Source organism: Photorhabdus stackebrandtii, from assembly GCF_011189495.1.
Classification (GTDB): domain Bacteria; phylum Pseudomonadota; class Gammaproteobacteria; order Enterobacterales; family Enterobacteriaceae; genus Photorhabdus; species Photorhabdus khanii.
Map to the genome: position 1 here is coordinate 1 of NZ_PUJV01000061.1, position 6,394 is coordinate 6,394.

5 protein-coding genes and 2 pseudogenes are annotated in these 6,394 nt (G+C 41.7%); 5 read left to right on the forward strand and 2 right to left on the reverse strand.

Going from position 1 to position 6,394, the window contains the following annotated elements:
• The first annotated feature begins 480 nt into the window (after positions 1-480).
• The 4 genes from C5470_RS21045 (at position 481) to C5470_RS21060 (ending at position 3,646) form a co-directional block, all read left to right on the forward strand.
• Positions 481-1,767, forward strand: a complete 1,287-nt coding sequence (locus C5470_RS21045) for an MFS transporter (RefSeq protein ID WP_166291713.1) — start codon at positions 481-483, stop codon at positions 1,765-1,767.
• Positions 1,768-1,969: 202 nt separating this feature from the next.
• A complete protein-coding gene (locus C5470_RS21050) occupies positions 1,970-2,221 on the forward strand; it encodes a helix-turn-helix domain-containing protein (protein WP_166291715.1) in 252 nt (83 codons plus the stop codon).
• 103 nt (positions 2,222-2,324) lie between these two features.
• Entirely contained in the window at positions 2,325-2,546 is a 222-nt protein-coding gene (locus C5470_RS23115; RefSeq protein WP_242688259.1) for a hypothetical protein, read from the forward strand.
• 215 nt (positions 2,547-2,761) lie between these two features.
• Positions 2,762-3,646 carry an IS982 family transposase gene (locus C5470_RS21060; protein ID WP_166291717.1) on the forward strand — a complete coding sequence of 295 codons (885 nt, stop codon included), beginning with the start codon at positions 2,762-2,764 and terminating at the stop codon, positions 3,644-3,646.
• Positions 3,647-3,958: 312 nt separating this feature from the next.
• On the opposite strand, the pseudogene C5470_RS21065 reads toward C5470_RS21060, so the two are convergent.
• Both C5470_RS21065 and C5470_RS21070 read right to left on the reverse strand, forming a co-directional pair.
• Positions 3,959-4,147, reverse strand: a pseudogene (locus tag C5470_RS21065) (ISKra4 family transposase); the annotation flags it as partial.
• Positions 4,148-4,183: 36 nt separating this feature from the next.
• Positions 4,184-6,125: pseudogene (locus C5470_RS21070) on the reverse strand (Tn3 family transposase); the annotation flags it as partial.
• Between the two features lie 51 nt (positions 6,126-6,176).
• Here C5470_RS21070 and C5470_RS22560 point away from each other — a divergent pair.
• Positions 6,177-6,394, forward strand: a 218-nt coding sequence (locus C5470_RS22560) for a hypothetical protein (protein WP_207627072.1), incomplete at its 3' end; no start/stop codon positions are given.

Here is a 6,394-nt window from a genome sequence, read left to right on the forward strand (position 1 = left end):
ATTCCATACTTCATCTGTTAACATAGTTCTTGGCATGATGGTGAGGTAGAGTCGTTTTTTGGCGAAAGCAATTATACCCCATCATCATGCTGTTCCGTAATTCCTCTCAAAACGTCAACAGCCCCTAGGAAAAACGGAAGACCTCGCGGCTATTGCTGTTTTATCTTGCTGGCGACATGAGTTCTTATACAACAGGCGCGGATTTCTGCATTGATGGAGGCTACACGTGTCTTTAATGTAAACAAATTGAATAGGGATTCACTCGCTGATACAGAATAAAAATGAAGAATATAAAAAACCATTTTCGCCAGATCTTAAGAGATCGAGAAAATAACCTTAAACAGTTTCCCATAATACACAATAGATTATAAAAATTGAAAAGACGCTTGCAATATAACGTCTGTCTGGTAGTGAAGTAAAACTAAGCTTAGTATTTAAAAATTTTGAATGCTGAAAAAATATTTAATTGTAGGGTTTGAAATGAAGCAGAATACGAGTGGTTTTTTAGGGCAAATAGGTATACCCAGCACATTATCATGGGGATATTTGGGTATTCTAGCCTTTATGATTGGTAATGGAATAGAAATAGGCTGGCTAAGCCCCTATCTGGTAGATAATGGATTAAGTATCCAGGACGTTTCCACACTATTTAGTATTTACGGCATAAGTGTAGCCATATCTTCTTGGTTTGCTGGCGTATTTTTTGAGGCATTTGGGGCTAAACGAACCATGCTAGTAGGCACAATTTTTTGTGTTGTTGGCACCGCAGGTTTCGTCAGCCTAGGCTTAAAAGAAATGTCGTATCCACTGTTGTTGATGGCACAGGCCATTAAAGGTTTCGGATATCCGCTATTTGCCTACTCATTTTCAGTGTGGATTGCCTATAGAAGTCCTGTTGTCAAACTCAGTACAGCATATGGATGGTTTTATTTTGTTTTTTCAGGAGGAATGCAAGTATTAGCTACTTTTTATGCGAGTTGGGCAGTAGAAGAATTAGGTCATATTAATACGTTATGGACAACACTGATATTTATTATTTTTGGCGCTTTTTTTGCTCTGGTTCTCAATCGCGATAACATTAAACCCCAAAGTAACAATAATACCCTTGAAAATATAAAGGAGGTTTTGAAGGGAATAACTATTCTTAAGGAATATCCAAAACTATTTATTTCTTGTATCCTTCGAATCATAAATTCACTTTCTCAATACGCCTTTCCTGTTTATTTACCGGTATATATGATTTCTCAGGGTTTTACTACAACTCAGTGGCTAAGCATTTGGGGAACCGCTTTTACGAGTAATATTCTATTTAATTTGGTCTGGGGTATAGTAGGAGACAAAATAGGTTATAAAAGGACGATTATTTGGTGTGGCGGGGTCCTGACTGGCGTTGCTTCATTGCTTCTGTTTTTTGCACCACAATTTGTTGGAACAAATTACGCCATAGTACTCATATGTGGAATTTGCTGGGGAGCGGGTGTCGCAGGTTATATCCCGTTGGATGCGATGTCCGCTAATCTGGTAGAAAAAGACAAAGGAGCTGTCATGTCAGTACTGAATTTAGGGACGGGTTTATCTGTAGTGATTGGCCCTGCCATTGTTGGTTTATTTATAAATAGCCTAGGGGCAAGTGGCGTCACTTGTATCATTGCTACGCTTTATTTTGTCGGTGCTTTGATTACTAATTTTCTGGATGAACCTGAGAGGGTTTCTAAAACCATTATTCAATCCGACTCCATTACAATGAATAAGTTTCCAAACTCATAAATGAGTGTTTAATTGGTCACGTATTCAAATTGTATATGATTCTGTGTTCATGGATATTAGTAAGAAATTTTTTTCCGGTGTGTCTATTATCGCCCTTTTAATAAAGGTTCTGGTGGAAAAGGTTTTATTCACCGGAAATGAACACTGGCTCATAGAGCCTGTTTGAATCACCATCATAAACCAATAGGAGAAGTAAGTCGATATGATAACGACTCAAAACGACTGGCATCCAGCGGATATTATTGCTGAATTACGTAAACGTGGCACAACACTTGCCGCATTATCACGGGAATCGGGACTGAATTCATCGACACTATCAAATGCATTAGCTCGCGGATGGCCTAAGGGAGAAAAAATTATTGCGGACAAACTCGGAATACATCCTTCAGTTATTTGGCCCAGTCGATATTTTGATAAAAATGGAAATCCTATTAAACGAAAATTTTATAAATAATGGGATTAATTATAATGATAAACATTCTATCTATTCCTGATTCAAATTCAATATGATTATTCCGAGGTGGAAATATAAAAAATATGTTTCATTAGAGCAATCTATGTATAACTCAGGTCTGGCAATTTCTTTATATGAGGTGATCCTTGAAAAAGCCGCTAAAGAATGTTCAGAATCATTGTTGAACCTTATTCCATTAATCTGTGATATAAATGAAGACGTTCATAGTGCTCTTGCCGCACATGATGAGAAAAAGAATATTGATGTTGTGAATAACCCAGAATTGATTAAAAAACTTTCAAATATTTATTCGAGAGAATGGTAAGTATAATTTAAGCGTTACCTTTGTACCTTTATTTATATGTTTTAATTAAGGTTGGTAGCGCTTTTTTTAAGCTGTTTTTCGTACATATAAGTTTAGGAGCTGTCCTGAATAACTGATCCTAATTAACCCGAATTCTGGATAAAAAATTGACATGAAGCCTGTTCCAGGAGCAGTGTTTTGGTGCATGCCGAAACAGCTCCGGGGAGGAACAGGCTATGGACAACTTAGTTGAAATTTTCTGTGATGTCGATGATTTTTGCCGTTTTTTCATCCCTCAATGGGAACAAGTTTGTCTCGATAGCGGGCATCGTTTACGCCGCCGACAAGGTCACCTGTATCCCAGTGAAATCATGACCATTTTGATCCTTTTTCATCTGTCACATTACCGGGATTTTAAACATTTTTATCTAGAACACATTTGGCAATATCACCACAACGATTTTCCCACCTTGCTCAGCTATCCCCATTTTGTCAGTGTGGCCCCTTCCGTTTTGGCACCACTATGTAGCTATCTGACTCAATTAAAAGGAAAACCCACTGGCATTGCTTTTATTGATTCCACGAGTTTGAGTGTCTGCCATAACATTCGCATTCCTCGGCATAAGGTCTTTGCCGGGATAGCAAAGCGCGGAAAAAATTCAATGGGCTGGTTTTATGGTTTCAAATTACACTGGGTTGTCAATCACCAGGGGGAAATTCTGGCGCTTAACATCACTGCCGGTCATGTGGATGATCGGGAACCTGTTCGCGAATTAACAACAGAATTAACGGGTTCGCTTTACGGCGATAAAGGTTATCTCAGTCAGGAACTGGCAGACGATTTAGGCAAAACCGGCGTCACTTTCGTCACCCAAAAGCGCCGAAATATGAAAGCACAGCTGCTGGCTGAGTGGGATAAAATAATGTTATCAAGGCGTTTCATCATCGAAACGATTCATGGGCAATTAAAAACCGTTTCTCAAATAGAGCATTCTCGCCATCGAAGTATAAAAGGATTTATGTTGACCGTTTTAGGCGGTTTGATTGCTTATTGCCTTAAATGGAAGCAGCCATCACTGAAAGTTTTCTATTCGGAAGACGATTTTTCAGTGACGGCTTAAACAGAATTCGGGTTAATTATGCTACATTTTGGCCATACCATGTCCGCCTCTAAATAAAGTTTCATAATAGTGATACATCTCCTTTTTCCATTCTCTGCTGTTGTTGCAATGAGGCCGATTCCAGGAAGGTTTCAACACCTCTAATTAGCTGCCACATAAGGGTTCCGGGTTACCGTTTCATGTAGAGATTGCCATAGACGTTTTATTTAGTCAGGGTGAATAGACGGGTAAAAACCGGAGATTAACCTGAGGATTTCTCGTCAGCCAATTCATGACTTAATTCCCTATTGAGATGATTCGGGATATCCAACTCTGTTTTTTCGCCATTCGCTTTGCTATCACTTCATTGACGGTTGATTCAACAAATGCCGTTGATATCGGCTCTCCATAGCGATACCTTTCCCCATAATTCGGGATCATCGTTTGGTTATTTTCAATATAAGTCATCATTTCATCGAAATGGCGCTCCATTTTTTTGTTATTTTTATAGTGAAGCTCTAAATCGGGGTCTGATGCTCAATGGAACGAAAACTCACGTTAAGCAATATCCTTTTCCTCTGACGCCTCTTTTAATGGTCTCAGATGACCTTTCGTCACCTGTTCTGCCAACGTGAAGGAATAATGGCCCAGCATATTGATATGTCCATAACAAAGCGGGGAAAGGCGTGCGATATCATCATCATTCAGTGCTTCGCCCTGAGCACGAAGATGATCCAGGGTTGCCTGCATATAAATAGTGTTCCATAACACGACTGCGTTGGTGACCAGACCCAGTGCCCCCAACTGATCTTCCTGACCGTCGGTATAACGCTTTCTTATTTCACCTTTTTGACCGTGACAGATTGCCCTAGCAACAGCATGGCGACTTTCTCCCCGATTCAGTTGAGTCAGAATACGCCGGCGATAATCTTCATCATCAATGTAGTTAAGCAGATACAGCGTTTTGTTGATGCGTCCCACTTCAATGATTGCCTGAGTGAGACCGGATGGTCGTTCACTTTTCAGCAATGAACGAACCAACACCGATGCCTGTACTTTTCCCAATTTTAGAGAACCTGCTGTCCGGATCATTTCGTCCCACTGAAGCTCTATTTTTCGGGGATTAGACTGCCCTCTGGCAATATCATTCAACGAACCGTAATCGGCATCACTGTCCATTCTCCAGAAAACCGAAGCACCAGCATCAGCAAGACGCGGTGAAAACTGGTCCCAGCAACCAGAAAAGGCCAAAAACAAGATCACTGGCACCTGCCGTATCAGTCATAATTTCGGTGGGATTGAGCCCGGTGTCCTGTTCCAGAAGGCCTTCCAGCACAAAGATGGAATTCCTCAGTGTCCCCGGTATAACGATGCCATGAAATCCGGAATACTGATCGGACATAAAGTTGTACCAGGTTATCCCTCTGTTGTGACCAAAGTATTTGCGGTTCGGCCCGGCATTGATTGTTCTGACTAGCGTAACGAAACGCATTCCATCTGCAGAGGCAACTTCTCCACCACCCCACATTTGTGCGAGTGGTAGCGTTGCCTGAAAATCAACCAGTCTGGCATTCGCACTGGTGATGGTTTCTGCCCGCAGATAGTTTGCCTTTGTCCAATTCAGCCGGTGTCGGGTCAGTGCAGGCACATTTGATCTGATCAGCGGTTCAAGACCTATATTGCAGGCTTCTGCCATCAGCACGGCGCTGATGCTGACTGGCAGGTCATCAACTCTGGCGTTGGCTTCGCTGGCATGGAAAAACTCATCAGCGAATCCGGTATGAGCGTTAATTTCGAGCAACAATTCCGTCAAATCCACAGTTGGGAGCAGATCGCTGACCATCTTACTCCGTCGTTTCAGGCTATCTGGCTCATCAAGACTGGCGAGAGGGGAAATAGTCAGTTTTGGCTTCTGGCCAGAAACGTCAAGCTGAACCGCATCATTATCATCAAGTCGTGCAGCAACCTGTCTGTAGCTGGTATCCAGTTGATGACGTAGTGATTTAATCGCCTCCTGCGGGTTTGTCGGGTGCCCCAGTGATCGATAGACCTTAATCCGGTTTGCCTGCCAGTCAGCCTCCTGTAGTAACCTTGCCCGTGGATCTCCCCACCGGTTACTGCCTGCCACGTAAATATCCCGTCGTCTCAGGCCATCCTGAAGTGTACTTAGAAAACAGAGCGTGTATCCCTTGCGGGTGATATGCTTTTCTTTATTAATAACAAGTCTTTTCCATGAGCGACTGATGATTTCTGTCGGAGCATCGTCAAAAAATTGTCGCCGCGAACTGAACTCTCTACTGAGATAGTCACAGGCATCCAGAGTGGTAATCCCGGCAGGTGCTGCTGAAAATTTAACAGTATTCAGTAAATGGGGCAAGAAACGACGAACACGCCCGTACTGCTCCACCATTTCATCATGAAAGTTATCGTCTGATGGCCGGGCAATTTCACGGACAAGCGCGATGATGTCGGCCAGTTTTTGCCTGGGGATGTGGCTGAACCAATGGCATTCGGTTAAGGAGTTTACTATATTTATGAGAGGTATCCTCCATTGAGTGGTGAAGCTATGGATATATTTAATTCTCTAAATCAATCGTTTTTTGAAACATGTGAAAAAATTGATAAACTTTGGCAAAAAAGGAGAAGAACCATAGATACCAAGATGGTGGTTCTATTCCTTATGAAAATAATCACGGGCAAGAACAAACATGGATACGGTTACATTATTAATGAAATATGGGATAGCTGCATCAGAGAAAAAATACCTTT